Genomic DNA, 17638 nt, shown 5'->3' with positions numbered 1-17638 from the left:
CCGTTCAATAGCGAACGGCGTTGATGATTTGGCTACGAACTACAAGTTAACTACGAGCTGTAACTTAGTAGGTTTCTTTACCAAACTGCAGTGAACGAGGCCCATACAGCATACCGCGTGCATGACCCGCAGCCAGCAGGCGTGCGCTAGTCACACCCGCAACATCATGGCCTTTGTCGGAGATCGTGTCCGCGATTTGACTCACCGCAGCCTGCACCAGAATACCGATGATGCCACCGTTAGAGTTTGACTGCTGCTCATTGCTGGAAGCAGTTGCACTTCCGCTCCACAGCAGTTTGCCCGTACGCAGATCAACCAGACGCGCATCCGCAGAAACACGAGTTTCACTATTAATCACGATGTACGACGTGCCGTACTCTTTCACATCCAGATATAACGCCGCATCAGCGCCAAAGATTTGGTGCAGCTTCGTCGTGCTCAGCGCATGGATATCCGACGCGGTAGACAGGCCATTCTGTTTGAACGTTTCTTCCACTACCGCAACCGGCAATACGTAATAACCCGATTCGGCCAACGGATAGGTGACCTGTGAAAGCAGGCTATAGCTTGCTTTCACATCAGGAGAATGGTTAACCGGCGGCAATACCAGAATGGACTTAGGCTTGCTTTGCTTAAATGACGTGTAGTCATAAGGTACGGGTTTAGCACAGCCCGTCAGCACAAGCGCAAAAACCAGACCACATAATCCTAAGAAACGATTCATTTAATATTCCCTTTATTTTTACTCAACAAGAAGTCCATAAAAGGTGCTGATTCAGGGAATTTCGCTTTTTCAGTTTCAAACTGTTGGCGAGCTTCACTATCACGGCCAGTGTTGGCGTACAGCAACCCAAGTTGAGCATAGAGTCCCGGTGGGACTGGTTTATTTGCGGCTTTCGCTTTTTCGATCGATTCATTCAGAGCAAGGATTTGTTGTTCTGGGCCGACTTTATCTTGTTGATAATAATCATAAAGCGCTGGCTGATAATTGTCCCAGCTGTAAATCGTTTTCGGCGCGGTCGCACAGCCAGCCAGTACCGCTACTGCCAATAGCAGGGTAACTTTCTTATAAGATAACATTGTTATATTCCTATTCCATTAGTTCGCTGGGCGCCAGGCACCGCTTTCAATTCCTGCAACCAGATTATTGACGGCTTCACGAATAGCCAAATCCAGAACTTTACCGTTCAGCGTCGAGTCATAGCTGGCTGTGCCACCAAACCCGATAATTTCACGGTTGGACAGCGTGTATTCACCCGCACCTTGTACGGAATACACGACTTCAGATGTTTGCACGTTCACCACGTTCAACGTGGTTTTTGCGTAAGCAACCTGTGTTTTACCGCGGCCAAGGATGCCCCACAGCTGATGATCACCCACTTCTTTGCGACCAAACTCGGTCACATCGCCGGTAACCACATAGCTCGCGCCTTTCAGCGTCTGCGTTTGTCCTTTAATACCCGCTTCCGCTTTCAGCTCTTCCATATTGGTGCGATCCAGCACATTAAAGCGGCCGCTCTGCTGGAGATGGCTAACAAGAATGGTCTTGGATTGATTACCTAAACGGTCAACACCATCAGAAAAAATACCGTTCATGTAGTTAGAGCGGTTTTCAAATTTTCCGATGGAAATCGGGCTGCGAACACCCTGATAAGGCGTACTGTAAGAAGTGACTTTTTGTGCTTCTACGGTACGGGAAGACTCTGTCGCACATCCGCTTAATAGCGCAGCTGACATGAATACAGAACAAAGAACGACTTTTTTATTCATAACACTATCCCTTAGTGACAATCCATTAACCTGAGCAAAGCCCTGTCATTAATTCATAATGAAAATGCCGTGAAAACACCATTTAGCGGCAATACTGTTTTGCTGCATTTAAATGGCGTTCGATATTATGAGGGGCGTAAGGAAAAGTAACGAGTTATTTCATGAGGAAATTAACAAAAATAATTAAAAATCAGAATTTTTACCCGCGATAAAACACGGTAAACCGGATAAAAAACAAGGTTATATGCAACCATGCCATTACTTTCACATAACATTACAACCCACTGAAACGATTCAATAATTTTATTACTATCCTGCGTCAGATTTAACATTAACCGACTTTTTACCTGCTCTATATCAAGGTCAACGTGTTATCCAGCTATTAGGATAAAGGCCACGATCGAGGGATCCAGGGCGGGAAAAGGTAATGAACCGATTTGTTATTGCCAGTACTCAAAACTGTATGGGGTGCCATGCATGTGAAATCGCCTGTGTGATTTCACACAATGACGAACAATATCCAGATAGCGGCGCGGTGTTTCAACCCAGAATCAAGGCGTTCAATACGCCAACACTGCGGGCTGCCGTGACATGCCGCCACTGTGAAGATGCGCCTTGTGCCAACGTGTGTCCAACCCAAGCCTTGATCAGAAAAGACAATAGCATTCAGCTCGTTCAGGAAAAGTGCATCGGCTGCAAAAGCTGTGTACTGGCTTGCCCGTTCGGCGCGATGTCCATGGTGACAAACCCTATGGACAACAGCGCCATCGCCCATAAATGCGACCTCTGCACCGATCGCCCTGGAGGGCAAGCGTGCGTAGAAGCCTGCCCAACTCAGGCATTGCAACTCGTCAGTGAACACACGTTAGCAGCACACCGTCAGGAGAAACAGCAGGTGATGGCGCTGCGTTCTGCCGCTCACTGGCAACGTGAAACACCCGTGCTGAAAACGCTGACCACCAATCCGCTCAACAAAAGAAAAAACTGGCCGCGCCGGGATGCGGAGAAAAAGCCGCTGACGCAGAGAACGTCCACGTTTGATGAAATCTATCATGGCTTCTCCGTACAGCAGACGGAAGATCAGGCTGACCGCTGCCTTTCCTGCGGCAAACGCGCAGTCTGCGAGTGGACTTGCCCGTTGCATAACAATATTCCCGAGCTGCTGAGTCTGGCGAAGCAGGGGCGTATTCTTGAAGCCGTAGAGTTATCGCACCAAACCAGCAGCCTGCCGGAAATCTGTGGCCGAGTATGTCCGCAGGATCGGCTATGTGAAGGCGCCTGTACGCTAGGTAAAGAGTACGGTGCCATTACCATCGGCAACGTTGAGCGCTACATTACCGATACCGCGATGGCTATGGGGTGGTCACCTGACATGACGCGTGTCGTTCCCAGCGGCAAACGCGTGGCGATCGTCGGTGCTGGCCCGGCTGGGTTAGCCTGTGCAGATGTGCTGGCACGCAACGGCGTGCAGGCCGTCGTGTTCGACCGCCACCCAGAAATTGGTGGATTGCTCACGTTCGGGATTCCGTCATTCAAGCTGGATAAAGACGTTTTGATTCATCGTCGTGAAGTGTTCAGCACCATGGGAATCGAGTTCCAGCTGAGTACCGAAGTGGGGAAAGATATTTCTCTGGCTCAGCTTCTGGACGACTATGACACCGTTTTCCTCGGCGTAGGCACCTACCGATCCATGAAGGCTAACATTGATAATGAAGATGCCCCCGGCGTCTTCGATGCGCTTCCCTTCCTCATCGCCAATACCAAACACGTTATGGGGCTACCTGAATTAGACGGCGAACCCTATATCTCGATGGCAGGAAAACGCGTCGTCGTACTCGGTGGTGGAGATACCGCGATGGACTGCCTGCGCACGTCCATCCGGCAAGGTGCAATATCCGTAACCTGCGCGTACCGCCGCGATGAAGCCAACATGCCAGGCTCGAAAAAAGAGGTTAAAAACTCCCGCGAAGAAGGCGTGGAGTTCATGTTTAACGTTCAGCCACAAAAAATCTGCCTCAATGAACAGGGCGAAGTGTGCGGCATCAGTCTGGTTCGCACTGAACTGGGCGAACCCGATGCCAGCGGCCGTCGCCGCCCACGTCCTATTCCTGACTCTGAATTCATTCAGCCTGCGGAAGCGGTGATAACCGCATTTGGCTTTCAATCACACAGTATGTCGTGGCTGGAAGACGCCGATGTTGGCCTGGATAACTGGGGATATATCACTGCTCCCCTTGATAATCAGATACCTTGCCAGACTAATCATCCGCGTATTTTTGCTGGTGGCGATGCCGTTCGCGGCGCCGATCTGGTGGTGACTGCTATTGCCGACGGGCGCAAAGCCGCATTGAGTATGATCGCGACGATGGGGCTGACCGCCGTCACGGGTACCATTCCCGCACATCCGCAGCGTCCCGAGATGAATGCAACCCGCGAGGAGCTACGCTCATGAATCAATTTGTTATTGCCGAAGCAGAAAAATGTATCGGTTGCCGGACCTGTGAGATCGCCTGCGCAGTAGCCCATAGCGGTGGCCAAAGTGCGCAACTGAAGCCTTCTCACTTCTTCCCCCGATTGAAGGTCGTCAAAAGCGCCAGCGTCAGCGTCCCCGTTCTTTGCCGCCAGTGTGAAAATGCCCCCTGTGCCAGCGTCTGTCCGAATGACGCGCTGGTGCGCGATCGAGATAGCATTCAGGTTATTCAATCTCGCTGCATCGGCTGCAAAAGCTGCGTCGTGGCCTGTCCTTTCGGTGCCATTAATGTGGTGACAAAAGCCTCGAATGACGAGGGGGAAGCGCACCTCACGCAAAGTGAGGTTCACAAATGTGATTTGTGCGTGGATGTGGCCCAGAGCCCTTCCTGCGTCAGCGTGTGCCCGACGTCGGCGCTACGATTGGTGACAGCAGATGAGTTACGCAAACAGACGCTGGAAAAACAGCGGCGTTCCGCACTGGGGTGGTCAAACCATTAAAGCAAGACTGGAATGTGGCGGACAGGGAAGGATCGCCACAAAAAGCACAATGCAGGAAATTCGTTGTGCCTAATTAATAATTATCGCCGATTTATCCATCGATTTTTCTTTAGATCACATATTAGTCTGATAATATGCATCGGTAATACCTGATAGGTTCCCATCTTTTATCACGATCACGGAGTGAACAATGACCTGCCATTTTGTCAGGTGGACAAGCACGGAAGCGCTTCCTGACTTACAAAGACTGCCCGATAAGCTCATCTCATCAACACAGAATTTTTCAGCTAAACGCCGCGAACGTTATCTGAAAAGTCGGGTGCTGCTGGCTGAGATGATGTTCTATTTTTTCGGCTATCCGCTGTTACCCACGCTACTGGAGTCCCCTGAAGGACGCCCTTATTTTGCCGATCCTAATATGCCCAATTTCAGCATCGGCTATGCAGGCAATACCATCGCCATCCTCCTGAGCGAAGAAGGAAGCGTAGGTATGGATATCGAAATCGTTCATGTCAGGCCAACGAATCAGGTCGTCCCACAGATGCAGGCGCAGACGCAGGCAGAACAGGCATGGATAGATGCTCAGCGCGATCCGCTGGAAGCGGCAACGCAGCTCTGTACCATCCGCCAATCACTGATGAAAATCCCTGGCGTAAACAGCCATCCTCCCAATCAGCTGAAACTCCATCCCGCCTCTGGCAGGCTGCGTTCAACCGGCACTCCCGCCGTAGAAGTGATGAGCGATGTTGATGATTATCTGGCATGGGCCTGTGCCCACATCCCCACACTCAATCGATTGATCATGTGGAAATACACGTCGGCATCGGGAATGAGAAAGTCGGGGGAAATCCTACAACAGCAGCGCCAGTCTGTACGCTATATGAAGTTAACCAGCCATACGATAGAAAAAGTCACCTCTACCGCGTCACAGTAGCCAGCCGCCTCGTCGCAGGCTGAGGCTCCGGGAAACCCCGGAGCCACGAACAAATTAATGCCCGTCGATAAACACAATTTTCAGCAGGAACAGCAGCGCAACCACAACCACGCAAGGGCTGATTTCACGCCAGCGGCCCGTCGCCAGCTTCATCACACAGTAAGAAATAAAGCCCAGCGCGATCCCTTCAGTAATAGAGAAGCTGAACGGCATCATCACCGCGGTAATAAAGGCCGGAACGGCTTCCGTCAAATCATCCCACTTCACACGCGCCAGACTGGACGTCATCAATACGCCCACGTAAATCAACGCACCAGCAGCGGCATAGGCAGGCACCATACCCGCCAGCGGTGACAGGAAGATCACCAACAGGAACAGCAGGCCGACGACCACAGCAGTCAGGCCGGTGCGTCCACCCACGGATACGCCAGAAGAGCTTTCAATATACGCCGTAACGGATGATGTCCCGATAAATGCACCTGCCACAGAGCTGATGCTATCAACATACAGCGCCTGCTTCATACGCGGGAACTTACCGCGAGCATCTACCAGACCCGCTTTATCCGTTACACCGATCAACGTACCGGAGGAGTCAAACAGGTTAACCAGCATGAAGGAGAAAATAATGCCGGACATCCCAAGGTTCAACGCTCCCGCCAGATCAACCTGACCCACCACGGACGTTACGCTCGGCGGCATAGAGAACACGCCGGAAAAGGTCACATCGCCCAGCAGCAGGCCGATTGAGGTTGTCACGACGATGGAAATCAGTACTGCGGCGTGAATATTACGTGAAGCCAGCGCCACAATAATGAAAAAGCCCAAGGCACCCAACAGCACGCTGTGTGATGTCAGGTTACCAATCGTCACCAGCGTTTCAGGGTTGGGAACGATAATACCGGCGTTTTTCAGGCCCATCATCGCAATGAACAGCCCGATACCGCTGGCAATTCCCAGACGCAGGCTAAGCGGGATATTGGCGATCATCCAATAACGAATCTGGAAGATGGTCAGCAACAGGAAACCGATTGCGCCCCAGAAAATAGCACCCATCGCAACCTGCCATGGCAGACCCATAGCCCCCACGACAACAAAAGCGAAAAATGCATTCAGCCCCATTGCTGGAGCCAGTGCTACAGGCAGGTTAGCCAGCAGCCCCATTAAAATACTGCCGAATGCCGCAATCAGACAGGTGGTCACAAAGACCGCTTTGGTATCCATCCCCGCCACGCCCAAAATCTGCGGGTTAACAAAAACGATGTAGACCATCGTCAAAAACGTCGTGAAACCGGCAATCGTTTCCGTACGTGCTGTCGTGCCGTGTTGTTTAAGTTTAAACACGCGCTCCAGCAGGCCCTGCTCGGTAGCAAGACCAGATTGTGATTTATTCATTAGTACCAATCCAAAGAAGGGAATAACTGTCGTCGGGTATCCTATAACAAAATTATGCGTTTTTACGTTGATCCCACGTTTTTTTTCATCGAATAAGAAAAGCCTATTAACCTCATGGCTATTACGCCGAAATCCCTCGGCTGAACCCCCTTAATTTTCTGCAAGATCGCCGTAAAAATAGCTTTATATACTCTAAATAATTCGAGTTTCAGGAAGGCGGCAAGAGAAGGAATCCCGATGAGCTTACTCAAGTAAGTGATTCGGGTGACTGAACGCTGCCAACGCACATGCAACTTGAAGTATGACGAGTATAGGTCGCAATATTGGGTCAATTGGTTAAAGTAAGAGTAATCGCTTAATACTGATCACTTAAGTCCATTTTTAGGAGAAACACGGGGGATGAGGTTCCCGCAGGGAGCCTCGCCACATGGTCGCTCCGTGTATCTCGGTTCTTACATGGTCGGCATTAGGGTATTTGCTTTATTTCATCGATAAGGATTAGTCATGCCCCGTATTGAATGCGTCTTCTTCGACTGTGATGGCACGCTGGTGGATAGCGAAGTGCTGTGTTGTCAGGCTTATGTGAATATCTTCATCCCCTATGGGGTGAACTTATCGCTGGAGGAGGTGATAAAAACCTACAAGGGCGTGAAGCTGTACGAGATTATTGCCCGCATCAGCCAACAGCATGGCTTAACCGTATCGGTAGAAGACGCGGAACGTCATTTCCGGCAGGAAGTGAAGCATCTGTTCGATGAATTCCTGCAACCTATTGAGGGGGCGCGTGAGTTAGTGCAGTCCATCACAGTCCCAATGGCGGTGGTTTCCAACGGCCCAGTCAGTAAGATGCAGCATTCGCTCGGCCTGACGCACATGCTCGATCTGTTTGGCGACCATCTCTACAGCGGCTACGATCTGAAAAAATGGAAACCTGATCCAGCGGTGCTGTATCACGCCGCCGAGCAGTTACAGCTTCCTATTGAACACTGCATTCTGGTTGAAGATTCCGCCGCTGGCGTTCAGGCGGGCATTGCCGCAGGCATTCCGGTGTTCTATTACTGCGCCGATCCCCACAATCAGCCAATCCATCACCCGCTGGTCACGATGTTCGACGACATGCGTGAATTGCCGCAAATCTGGCGCGAAAAGGGCTGGAATATCACCGCGTAGTAGCAAAGGCTAAGTGAAGGTTGCTGAAAAAGGTCACCATTTTCGTTCTGCAAAATAGGTTTATGAACAATTAGCATCCTCAGGCTGGCTTATTCCGCCACCATAGCAGGCTGCGCTTCGGCTGTTTTTCCTGCTGGCTAAAACGTGCGTTAACTGCGTTCGCCAGCAGCTCCAGCGACAGGCAAAACACAAAGTAGACCAGTGCGACAAACAGGAAAACTTCCAGCGGATAAACCATGCTGCGATTATTGACCTGCGTCGCGAGAAACGTCAGCTCGCCGACCCCGACAATGTAAGCCAGTGAGGTATCTTTAATCAGGGAAATCCATTGGTTAATAAAGGAAGGCACCATCATCCGCAGCGCCTGCGGCAGCACGATCTGCCATAGTACCTGCCAGCGGCTTAACCCCAGCGATAGCCCAGCCTGCCACTGACCGCGCCCAATCGCGACAATGCCAGCCTTCACACCATGCGCCAGATACGCCGAGGCGATCAGCGCCAGCGCACAAACCACGGTGGTAATTTCAGGGATATCGACGCCAAAAACGATCGGTAGCAGGAAGTACGTCCAGAAAATCAACATGATGACGGGAATCGCTCGGAAGAACCCCAGCACCATCGCCAACAGTGCGCTCCACACGCCTCGAGACATCGCCAGCGCCACGCCCAAAATTGTACCCAATAGGGCAGACGCGACTCCCGCAAACAAACTCATCACCAGCGTCAGCGCTGCGCCACCCAGCGGACCATCGGGGAACGAGCCCCACATCAAATAATCGATGTTATCGGTGATAACAGTAAAATCCATCTCAATGCCTCTCCGCCAGACCGCGCTGCTGGCGCCACATACCCCAGCCTTCCATCACGGCAATAATCACGATGTACAACACCGTCGCCACGCCAAATGCCTGAAACGTACGCAAGGTTTCCGTCTCCACCTGACGCGACGCGTAAGACAACTCAGCGACGCCGATCGCCATCGTTAACGACGAGTTCTTGACAATATTCATGTACTGCCCAAGCAGCGGCGGCAGAGCAATTTTTAGCGCCTGCGGTAGCACCACATAGCGCATAGATTGAAAGCCTGTTAACCCGAGAGCATGCGCAGCATATTTCTGCCCGCGCGCCACGCCGCGGATACCGGAGCGGATCTCTTCCGCAATAAACGCGCTGGAATAAAGCGTCAGCCCTGCCAAGCCAGCCAAAAACTCAAAAGATGGCCACGCTAACGTTACCCCCAACAGTGAAATGGAATGGGAGGTGTTCAGCCATTGCATAATCTCTGAAGGAAACAGTTGCCCAGCACCGAAATACCAGAAAAACAGCTGCACCAGCAGCGGCGTATTACGAAATAGCGAGCTATACGCCACCACAACACCGCGCAGCACATGAATCTGGCTGTCTCGGGCCGCCGCCAGCAGAAAACCCAATACCGTAGACAGAACGACCGTACCGAGGGAAATGCCCAGCGTGATCAGGAAACCATTCCACAGCCAGATGAGATATTGAGGAGCCAACAGCCACGACTCAAGCGATTGCAGCGCCGTATCCATGCGTTTTATCTCTCTTTGTCATATACCCATAATACTTCAAGCTGCATGTGCGTTGACTGCGTTCACTCACCCGAATCACTTACCTGAGTAAGTTCATCGGGATTCCCTCTCTTGCCGCCTTCCTGCAACTCGAATTATTTGGGGTATAAATAATATATACCCTAGATAAAAATGCCCCCTGCAATGCAGAGGGCTGGGATCATAGCACCGAAGGCGTCAGCTATCAGGATTTAGGTTGCTGATCCAGCGGGGCAAAGATGAAGTCGCCACGCGGTTGGGATGATTTCGTGCTTGGCCCGAACCAGCGATCGTAGATCGTTTTCGCCTCGCCCTGCTTTTCCAGGTTAATCAGCGTGTCATTAATTTTCGCCGTCAGGCGCTCTTCACCTTTCGGAATACCAACACCCTGATATTCTTTGGTAATGCTGAACGGTGATATTTCGAATTCAGCCTTCTGCGCATCAGGCACGTTAGCCAACAGACCAACCAGCTTGGCATCATCCTGCGTGATGGCCTGAACATTGCCGTTACGCAGCGCGGCAAACGCCAGCGGCGTATCGTCGTAGGAAATCACTTTAGCGGTTGGGTAATGCTCGCGCAGGGTAATTTCCTGCACGGTGCCTTTATCCGCGCCGATACGCAGCGTTTTGATGTCGTCTGGCGTTTTCAGCACGCCTTTACGGGCGATGAATTTTTGTCCGGTTGCGAAGTAAGGAATACTAAAGTTAACCTGCTTAGCGCGCTCATCGGTAATGGTGAAGTTCGCGGCAATCAGATCGACCTTCTGAGAGCTTAACAACGGAATACGGTTCGCGGGGTTGGTCGCGCGCAGTTCAACCTTCACGCCCAGCGCCTTACCAATCGCCTCGGCGATATCCACGTCATAACCCACCAGCTTTTTACTCTGTGGATCGACATAGCCAAACGGCGGATTGCTGTCGAAGACGGCGATTTTCACCACGCCCGCCTTCTGAATATCATCCAGTTTATCTGCCTGTGCAGCACCAGAAACGGAAGCCAACCCGGCCAACAAAGTCACTGTCAAAATCTGCTTTTTCATTCCCTGCCCCTTAATTATTACTATATTAACAGCAGGCTATCAGCAGGGTGAAAACGCGGGAAATAACATAAAAAGCTATAATATAACCTTATGTTACTTCGGTATTCTGGCAGATTATCCTGACGATTCAGTGAGGCTTGTCAGCGTATGCTGACAGTATAAACCAGGTCATCATCCCCCCGAGTAGCCCCCAAAACGCCGCGCCTATGCCCCACAACGTCAATCCAGAGGCAGTGATCAGGAAAGTCACCACCGCAGCATCGCGCTGTTTTTCATCGAGCAACGCGCGATACAGGCTCCCTGAAATCGTGCTGAGCAGTGCCAGACCGGCGATAGCATGAATCAGCGGCAGCGGCAGTGCCGTAAAAAGCTGCCCGATAGATCCACCAAAAACGCCCGCCAGCAGATAAAACCCACCCGCCGCGACGGCAGCAAGATAACGTTTCTTCGGATCGGGATGTACATCCGATCCCATACATATCGCGGCGGTAATTGCGGCGATACACACGGAAAAACCGCCGAACGGCGTCAATATCAACGCGATTAATGCCGTAATGGTAATCAGCGGAGACACAGGAACCTGATAGCCAGCGGCTTTCAGTGTGGCAACGCCCGGCGCATTCTGCGACGCCATGGTGACAATGAAAAACGGAATACCAACACCCAGCAGAGACGCCCACGAAAAATGCGGCGTAATAAATTCCGGTACGGCAAACACCAGCGGCGAATCAGAAACCACAATTTGCCCACGCAATAACGCCAGCAACAAGCCTGAGAGCAACGTCAGCACAATGGCAAAGCGAGGAATCAGGCGACGACTGAGCAAATAAGTCACGCACATTGAGAAAGCGAGCCAGAAATCCTGTTGCAGAGAGAGAAACGCATCCGCACCAAAACGCAGCAGAATCCCCGCCAGCATCGCGGCAGAAATGGCCTGCGGAATCACATTCATCAACCGGGCAAACAGACCGGTGATCCCGCAGATAAAGATCAGCGCAGAAGCAAACAGGAATACGCCAATCGCCTCATTGAGCGACGTACCCGGCAGGCTGGTGACCAGCAGCGCCGCCCCCGGTGTTGACCACGCCGCCAGTATCGGCGCACGGTAATACAACGACAGGCTAATGGAAGCCAGCCCTTGAGCAATCCCTAACATGGTTAACCAGCCGCCGATTTGTACCGCGCTGGCACCCGCCGCTTCCGCCGCCTGAAAAATAATGGCGGCCGAGCTGGTGTAGCCCACCAGCACCGCAACAAAACCGGCGATGAGAGTCGAAAAAGTGACATCTTTTAGCGCAAATGACGCTGGCATGGTATAGCATCTCACTCTGATCGTGCGCTATAACGCACAGGAAGCGTTAACATAACAGCGTGCGCTATAACGCACAAGCGGGAGCCAGCATTGATGTCTGATGAACTAACCAGCCGCATTGGCAATACGTTGAAAACGTTAAGACAAGGGAAAGGCTGGAGCCTCACGCGAGCAGCAGAAGAAACAGGAGTGAGCAAAGCGATGCTGGGCCAGATCGAGCGTAGCGAATCTAGCCCGACGGTTGCTACCCTGTGGAAAATTGCGACCGGTATGAATGTCGCGTTCTCTACCTTTATTGAACCGACACTCGCGGATGAAGACGTGATGTATCGCTCAGGGACAGGTTCAGCATTCAGGGAAAACGAGGCGGGAATGCACGTTGTGCCACTCTTTCCCTTCGATGAAAAGCTGCGTTTCGATATGTTACTTATTGAACTGGCTGCCGGTGCCAGCAGCACCTCATCACCGCATGAAACAGGGGTGATCGAGCATATTATTGTGCTGGAAGGCCAGTTGGAGATGGCCGTTGATGGGCAGATGCACTTATTGTCCGCTGGTGACGCCCTGCGCTTTGCTGCTGATAGAGAACACCGCTATCACAACCCTACCGATACTACCGTGCGCTTCCACGACCTGATTCACTACCCTTAAAAAATTAACGCCCTGCAAGCAGGGCGTTGTTATGGTAAGCCGTGGCAGGAGCTTACTCTTCTTCTTCTTTCTTCTCTTTCTGCGCCAGCAATTTCTCCAGCGCATCTCCACCAAGGTGACGGAAATCCTGACCTTTGACGAAGTAGAAGATAAATTCGCAGATATTCTGACAACGATCGCCGATACGCTCGATAGAACGAGCGCAGAACAACGCAGTCAGTACACTCGGGATAGTACGAGGATCTTCCATCATGTGAGTCATCAACTGACGCACAATCCCTTCGTACTCTTTATCCACTTTCTTATCTTCACGATAAATACGGATCGCTTCATCCAGATCCATTCGAGCAAAAGCATCCAGCACGTCATGCAGCATCTGCACGGTGTGGCGGCCCAATGATTCCAGGCTGACCAACAGAGGCTGATGCTGATGGGAGAATTTCTCCAGCGCGGTGCGACAGATTTTATCCGCCACGTCACCAATACGTTCCAGTTCGGAGATGGTTTTGATGATCGCCATCACCAAACGCAGATCGCTGGCGGTGGGCTGACGTTTCGCAATAATGCGCACGCAGGCTTCATCGATAGCCACTTCCATCATGTTAACTTTGGCGTCGCCTTCAATCACCTGCTGAGCCAGCTCCGCATCCTGATTATGCATTGCGGTAATCGCGTCACTCAGCTGCTGCTCCACCAGCCCGCCCATGGTCAGGACCTGCGTGCGGATGTGTTCCAGTTCGGCGTTAAACTGACCGGAAATGTGTTTGTTCAGATTCAGATTATCCATGATGCTTTCCTAATCAACCGTAACGGCCGGTGATGTAATCTTCAGTCTGTTTCTGCCGTGGGGCAGTAAACAGGGTATCAGTATCGCTGAACTCAATCAGCTCACCCAAATACATGAACGCCGTATGATCTGAACAACGCGCCGCCTGCTGCATGTTGTGAGTCACGATGACCACGGTGTAATCTTTTTTCAGCTCGGAGATCAGCTCTTCAATGCGGCCGGTAGAAATCGGGTCGAGTGCAGAACAAGGTTCATCCAGCAGCAGGACATCTGGGCGAATCGCAATACCGCGTGCAATACATAAACGCTGCTGTTGACCACCGGACAGGCTATAGCCGCTCTGGTGCAGCTTATCTTTCGTTTCTTGCCACAGCGCCGCTTTGGTCAACGCCCACTGGACACGCTCATCCATATCAGCGCGGGACAGTTTCTCAAACAGGCGAACACCAAACGCGATGTTATCGTAGATGGACATCGGGAATGGCGTCGGCTTCTGGAAAACCATACCCACCTTGGCACGCAGCAGCGCGATGTCTTGCTTATCCGTCAGGATGTTATTGCCATCCAGTAGGATATCGCCTTCGGCGCGCTGCTCAGGATAGAGCTGATACATTTTGTTCAACGTACGCAGCAGCGTGGACTTACCACAGCCAGACGGGCCGATAAACGCGGTAACCTGATTCGCGGCAATATCCAGCGTAATGTTTTTCAGCGCGTGGAATTTTCCGTAATAGAAATTCAGATCGCGCACCTGGATTTTATTGTTGGATGTCTCAGTAGTCATACTCATCAAGACTTCTCTCTTTTTCCTGGCGATGACTGACAACGCCTTGAATTTGTTTAATGTGTCTTCGCGGAGAAAATAACACGCGCCAGAATATTCAGTAGCAGAACGCAAAGCGTAATCAGCAGTACACCCGCCCAAGCCAACTGTTGCCATTCCACAAATGGGCTCATCGCAAATTTGAAGATGGTAACGGGCAGGTTAGCAATCGGATGCATCATATCCGTGCTCCAGAACTGATTCGACAGCGACGTAAACAGTAACGGCGCCGTTTCCCCGGCAATACGCGCGATAGCCAGTAACACCCCGGTGATGATGCCTGATACCGATGCCTTGAGCGTAATCGCAGAAATCATTTTCCATTTCGGCGTACCCAGCGCATAAGCCGCTTCACGCAGGCTATCCGGCACGAGTTTGAGCATGTTCTCGGTGGTTCGAATCACAATCGGCACCTGCAACAGCGCCAGCGCAATGACCCCGGCCCAACCAGAGAAGTGCTGCATCTTTGCCACCACGAGCGTGTAGACAAACAGGCCGACCACAATAGACGGCGCTGACAGCAGAATGTCATTGATGAAACGAATCACTTCAGCGATCCAGGATTTACGACCGTATTCCGCCAGATAGATGCCTGCCATAATGCCTAACGGCGTACCCAGCAGCGTCGACCACAGGATCAGCAATCCACTCCCGACGATGGCGTTCGCCAACCCACCACCCGCCGTATTTGGCGGCGGTGTCATTTCGGTAAATAACGCCAGAGACATGCCATCGACGCCTCGGGTAACGGTCGAGAACAGGATCCATACCAGCCAGAACAGGCCGAAAGCCATCGTAGACATGGATAAAAACAGTGCAATGCGGTTTTTCTGGCGGCGCCAGGCCTGCATTTTGCGCCGTGAGCGTTCCAGTGCGGCTTCTTGTTCTATTCCTAATGTAGCCATTAGCGCGCCCCCTCATTTTTTGCCAGACGCATAACCATCAGCTTTGAACACGCCAAAACAATAAAGGTAATGACAAACAGGATCAGCCCCAACTCCATCAGCGCCGCGGTATGCACGCCGGATTCGGCTTCGGCGAATTCGTTCGCCAGCGCAGAGGTAATACTGTTTCCTGGCATATAGAGTGAAGCACTGTCGAGCTGGTAGGTGTTACCGATGATAAAGGTAACCGCCATGGTTTCCCCCAAGGCACGCCCCAATCCCAACATCACCCCGCCAATCACGCCGTTTTTGGTGTAAGGCAGCACAATGCGCCAAATCACTTCCCACGTCGTACAGCCGATGCCGTAGGCAGACTCTTTCATCATCACTGGCGTTTGCTCAAACACATCACGCATGACCGCCGCAATGTACGGGATAATCATGATGGCCAGAATGACGCCAGCGGCCAGAATACCAATCCCGAACGCCGGGCCGGAGAACAGTGCGCCAACAATAGGAATGCCGGACAGGACGTTGCCTACCGGCTGCTGGAAATATTTGGCAAACAGCGGAGCAAAAATGAACAGCCCCCACATGCCATAAACAATACTCGGTATGGCCGCCAGCAATTCAATCGCCACGCCAAGCGGACGTTTCAACCAGGTTGGTGCCAGTTCTGTCAGAAATAACGCAATCCCGAAGCTAATCGGAATCGCAATAATTAGGGCTATCAGTGAGGTCACGACAGTGCCGTAAATCGGAACCAGTGCACCAAACTGCTCTGCGGGCGCATCCCACTCTTTCGTCCACAAGAAGGAAAAACCGAACTTCTCGATGCTGGGCCAGGACGCCACAATCAGGGAAACAATGATGCCCCCCAACAGCAGTAGCGTGACCAGCGCCGCCAGTTTTACCAGCGCGCTGAAGAGGATATCGCCATATTTTCCTGGGGCTTTGATAGTTGGCTTGTACTCCGCCATACGTCTCTCTTCTCGTTTTAACTACATTTAATAAGCTATTGAAGGCAGAGAGGCTTATCACCTCTCCGCCCCGATACGACGTGTTATTTCACTACCTTATTCCCAGAACCTGACAACCTCATCACGCTCTGGTTATCAACACGACGGTGTCGATACAATAATTAGTACAGTGCTTTACCGCTGCTGTCTTTTACCTGGGTTTTCCAGGCAGCACGGATTTGCTCAACCACTTCTTTTGGCAGTGTTGCGTAATCCAGTGCTTCAGCTTGCTCGCCGCCTTTCTTGAACGACCAGTCGAAGAATTTCAACACTTCAGCGCCCTGCTCAGGTTTTTCCTGTTTGGTATGAACCAGGATGAACGTCGTTGACGTGATCGGCCATGCATCAGCGCCTTTCTGGTTAGTCAGATCCTGAGCGAAGGACTTGCTCCAATCGATCTCTTTAGCTGCGTTGCTGAAGCTTGCGCCAGTCGGGCTAACCGCTTTACCATCGGCAGAAATCAGTTTGGTGTAAGCCAGGTTGTTCTGCTTGGCATACGCATATTCTACGTAACCGATAGAACCAGGCAGACGCTGTACAAACGCTGCGATACCATCGTTACCTTTACCGCCCAGACCGGTCGGCCAGTTCACAGTAGAACCTGCACCAATCTTCTCTTTCCACTCTGGGTTCACTTTCGCCAAGTAGCTGGTGAACACGAAAGACGTACCAGAACCATCAGCGCGGCGAACCACAGCGATGTCCTGATCCGGCAGCTTGGCATTCGGGTTCAGCTTGGTGATCGCTGGGTCGTTCCATTTTTTGATGTTGCCCAGGTAGATATCACCCAGTGTTTTACCGTCCAGCGTTAATTCGCCAGATTTGATACCAGGAACGTTCACTGCCAGTACCACACCACCGATAACGGTTGGGAACTGGAATAAACCATCCTGTGCTAATTTGTCGTCAGCCAGCGGCGCATCAGAAGCCCCGAAGTCTACAGTTTTAGCGATAATCTGTTTTACACCGCCAGAAGAACCGATCCCTTGATAGTTAACTTTATTGCCGGTTTCTTTTTGATAGGAGTCAGCCCATTTAGCATAAACAGGCGCTGGGAATGTCGCACCGGCACCGGTGAGGTTAGCAGCAGCAAAAGCAGAAAATGCCGTCAAAGAAAAGGTTGCCGCAACAACACTGGCAAGAGTGGTACGCATCAGTTTCATAATCCCTCCTGTGGGATACTCGACGTGTCGACGTAGAGTCGTTATCAATCAGAGTTATCAAATCAGAGTGTAGTTCGCAGGAGGAAAAATAGGACAATTTGGTGACAGTAAAATGTACACAACATGACAGTTTTATGACAATGAGGCAGC

General features: G+C 51.6%; 18 protein-coding genes. 5 read left to right on the top strand and 13 right to left on the bottom strand.

The genetic code is table 11. The features are described from left to right. Nucleotides 1-64: 64 nt before the first annotated feature. The 3 genes from DUT67_RS22175 to DUT67_RS22165 are packed head-to-tail and all read right to left on the bottom strand — an operon-like array spanning nucleotide 65 to nucleotide 1770. Nucleotides 65-724 (bottom strand): DUF799 domain-containing protein, encoded by a 660-nt coding sequence (locus tag DUT67_RS22175; protein WP_113627153.1) that lies wholly within the window; start codon nucleotides 722-724, stop codon nucleotides 65-67. Next, entirely contained in the window at nucleotides 721-1080 is a 360-nt protein-coding gene (locus DUT67_RS22170) for a DUF4810 domain-containing protein (protein WP_048263373.1), read from the bottom strand. Before DUT67_RS22170 ends, DUT67_RS22175 begins: the two co-directional genes overlap by 4 nt. 18 nt (nucleotides 1081-1098) lie before the next feature. Continuing rightward, the gene (locus DUT67_RS22165) at nucleotides 1099-1770 is read right to left on the bottom strand and encodes a CsgG/HfaB family protein (protein ID WP_113632617.1); all 672 of its coding nucleotides are present in this window, start codon (nucleotides 1768-1770) and stop codon (nucleotides 1099-1101) included. Nucleotides 1771-2197: 427 nt separating this feature from the next. On the opposite strand from DUT67_RS22165, the gene aegA reads away from it, so the two are divergent. The 3 genes from aegA to DUT67_RS22150 all read left to right on the top strand — a co-directional run bounded on the left by aegA (nucleotide 2198) and on the right by DUT67_RS22150 (nucleotide 5674). Then, the gene (gene aegA / locus DUT67_RS22160; protein WP_113632618.1) at nucleotides 2198-4222 is read left to right on the top strand and encodes a formate-dependent uric acid utilization protein AegA; all 2025 of its coding nucleotides are present in this window, start codon (nucleotides 2198-2200) and stop codon (nucleotides 4220-4222) included. Next, nucleotides 4219-4740 (top strand): 4Fe-4S binding protein, encoded by a 522-nt coding sequence (locus tag DUT67_RS22155; protein ID WP_048263380.1) that lies wholly within the window; start codon nucleotides 4219-4221, stop codon nucleotides 4738-4740. The genes aegA and DUT67_RS22155 overlap by 4 nt, the downstream gene beginning before the upstream one ends. Before the next feature lie 190 nt (nucleotides 4741-4930). Beyond that, on the top strand, nucleotides 4931-5674 hold the full coding sequence (locus DUT67_RS22150) for a 4'-phosphopantetheinyl transferase superfamily protein (RefSeq protein WP_048263384.1): 744 nt from the start codon (nucleotides 4931-4933) through the stop codon (nucleotides 5672-5674). Nucleotides 5675-5728: 54 nt separating this feature from the next. Here the strand turns inward: DUT67_RS22150 and DUT67_RS22145 are convergent, their stop codons facing one another. After that, entirely contained in the window at nucleotides 5729-7066 is a 1338-nt protein-coding gene (locus DUT67_RS22145) for an NCS2 family permease (RefSeq protein WP_113632619.1), read from the bottom strand. 504 nt (nucleotides 7067-7570) lie between these two features. Between DUT67_RS22145 and yieH the strand changes: the two genes are divergently transcribed. After that, a complete protein-coding gene (yieH, locus tag DUT67_RS22140) occupies nucleotides 7571-8236 on the top strand; it encodes a 6-phosphogluconate phosphatase (protein ID WP_113627157.1) in 666 nt (221 codons plus the stop codon). A gap of 79 nt (nucleotides 8237-8315) precedes the next feature. Here yieH and DUT67_RS22135 read toward each other — a convergent pair whose 3' ends face one another. From DUT67_RS22135 to DUT67_RS22120, 4 genes are all read right to left on the bottom strand, one after another. Next, nucleotides 8316-9044, bottom strand: a complete 729-nt coding sequence (locus DUT67_RS22135) for an amino acid ABC transporter permease (protein WP_113632621.1) — start codon at nucleotides 9042-9044, stop codon at nucleotides 8316-8318. Between the two features lies 1 nt (nucleotide 9045). Next, entirely contained in the window at nucleotides 9046-9789 is a 744-nt protein-coding gene (locus DUT67_RS22130) for an amino acid ABC transporter permease (RefSeq protein WP_113632622.1), read from the bottom strand. A 223-nt stretch (nucleotides 9790-10012) separates the two neighbouring features. Next, on the bottom strand, nucleotides 10013-10849 hold the full coding sequence (locus tag DUT67_RS22125) for an ABC transporter substrate-binding protein (RefSeq protein WP_113631826.1): 837 nt from the start codon (nucleotides 10847-10849) through the stop codon (nucleotides 10013-10015). A 127-nt stretch (nucleotides 10850-10976) separates the two neighbouring features. Then, on the bottom strand, nucleotides 10977-12161 hold the full coding sequence (locus DUT67_RS22120; RefSeq protein WP_113631825.1) for a benzoate/H(+) symporter BenE family transporter: 1185 nt from the start codon (nucleotides 12159-12161) through the stop codon (nucleotides 10977-10979). Nucleotides 12162-12254: 93 nt separating this feature from the next. On the opposite strand from DUT67_RS22120, the gene DUT67_RS22115 reads away from it, so the two are divergent. Then, the gene (locus tag DUT67_RS22115; RefSeq protein WP_113627162.1) at nucleotides 12255-12812 is read left to right on the top strand and encodes a helix-turn-helix domain-containing protein; all 558 of its coding nucleotides are present in this window, start codon (nucleotides 12255-12257) and stop codon (nucleotides 12810-12812) included. A gap of 52 nt (nucleotides 12813-12864) precedes the next feature. Here DUT67_RS22115 and phoU read toward each other — a convergent pair whose 3' ends face one another. The 5 genes from phoU to pstS all read right to left on the bottom strand — a co-directional run bounded on the left by phoU (nucleotide 12865) and on the right by pstS (nucleotide 17488). Beyond that, nucleotides 12865-13599, bottom strand: a complete 735-nt coding sequence (phoU, locus tag DUT67_RS22110; RefSeq protein ID WP_039307614.1) for a phosphate signaling complex protein PhoU — start codon at nucleotides 13597-13599, stop codon at nucleotides 12865-12867. A gap of 13 nt (nucleotides 13600-13612) precedes the next feature. Further along, the gene (gene pstB, locus DUT67_RS22105; protein WP_048263424.1) at nucleotides 13613-14389 is read right to left on the bottom strand and encodes a phosphate ABC transporter ATP-binding protein PstB; all 777 of its coding nucleotides are present in this window, start codon (nucleotides 14387-14389) and stop codon (nucleotides 13613-13615) included. A 50-nt stretch (nucleotides 14390-14439) separates the two neighbouring features. After that, nucleotides 14440-15327, bottom strand: coding sequence for a phosphate ABC transporter permease PstA (pstA, locus tag DUT67_RS22100; RefSeq protein ID WP_048263426.1), 888 nt, complete (start codon nucleotides 15325-15327; stop codon nucleotides 14440-14442). Then, nucleotides 15327-16286, bottom strand: a complete 960-nt coding sequence (gene pstC, locus DUT67_RS22095; RefSeq protein WP_048263427.1) for a phosphate ABC transporter permease PstC — start codon at nucleotides 16284-16286, stop codon at nucleotides 15327-15329. Before pstC ends, pstA begins: the two co-directional genes overlap by 1 nt. A gap of 161 nt (nucleotides 16287-16447) precedes the next feature. Further along, nucleotides 16448-17488: a phosphate ABC transporter substrate-binding protein PstS gene (gene pstS, locus DUT67_RS22090; protein WP_048263429.1), complete on the bottom strand. Its 1041-nt coding sequence runs from the start codon at nucleotides 17486-17488 to the stop codon at nucleotides 16448-16450. Between the last annotated feature and the right edge of the window lie 150 nt (nucleotides 17489-17638).

It is taken from the genome of Pectobacterium peruviense, from assembly GCF_003312355.2.
GTDB lineage: Bacteria > Pseudomonadota > Gammaproteobacteria > Enterobacterales > Enterobacteriaceae > Pectobacterium > Pectobacterium peruviense.
This window is presented reverse-complemented; position numbering and strand designations above follow the sequence as displayed.